This is a genomic window from Mesorhizobium sp. f-mel (assembly GCF_053850215.1).
This window is the reverse complement of sequence record NZ_JBSPTO010000084.1, coordinates 1-724: the sequence shown is the minus strand read 5'-3', so window position 1 is coordinate 724 and position 724 is coordinate 1. Positions and strand designations below refer to the sequence as shown.

At 55.7% G+C, this 724-nt stretch carries 1 protein-coding gene and 1 pseudogene; both read left to right on the top strand.

What is annotated here, in order from left to right:
* Nucleotides 1-178: 178 nt before the first annotated feature.
* Nucleotides 179-343, top strand: coding sequence for a TlpA disulfide reductase family protein (locus tag ACWUKX_RS30995; RefSeq protein WP_456010461.1), 165 nt, complete (start codon nucleotides 179-181; stop codon nucleotides 341-343).
* 267 nt (nucleotides 344-610) lie between these two features.
* A pseudogene (locus ACWUKX_RS30990) lies at nucleotides 611-724 on the top strand (TlpA family protein disulfide reductase); the annotation flags it as partial.

The following is a 724-nucleotide window of genomic DNA, read 5'->3' as shown; positions in this document are numbered from 1 at the left end:
CGCTCCTCCCTTGAACCCGTGTACCCCCTCTAAGAGGGAAACAAGACCACAAAAGTCGCGCAACCGTTGGCAACAGCGTTGGGTCGCAACATGAAAATGCAGATGGACTTCACGGCTCCTTCGTTCAGTCGACAACTGGCTGCGCGGCGAGCCCCTCACGAACTTCCAACCGGGCAAAGTGCCCATCGCCGAATCGTGGGCAACGTGGTGCACACATTGTGTGGACGCAATGCCCCATCTGATGAAGCTGCAGAAAAAATACAAGGACAGCGGACTCGAGATCGTCGGAGTCGCCGTTGATGAAGAAACCGCTCAACGGCCGTTGAGGCCCAAACAAAGCTGACAGAGGCAGACAAATGTCAGGTTCGGAACAGACATTGGCAAAAGTGTCAGGTTCATTACGACCGGCCATCTGGGCACTGCGGAGGTTTTTCCAAGCAATCAGGGGCTTACTGACGCTGAGCGCGCTGGCACGGCTTTTGCACCCTTGATGCTGACTGCATGCAATTGGGGAGCAAGACGAGCAATGCTCTCTTCCCCCCTGAACCCGTGTGCTGTCTCTGAGCGGGAACGACCTCGCGCAAAAAGCAAGCTTTGGAGAGCAACATTGGTGGAATTACAGATCGAGTCCCCGGCTCCTTCGATTAAGGTCGAGAACTGGCTGCGTGGCGAGCCGCTCACGAGCTTCAAGCCCGGCAAAGTGTATATCGTCGAATTTTGGGCA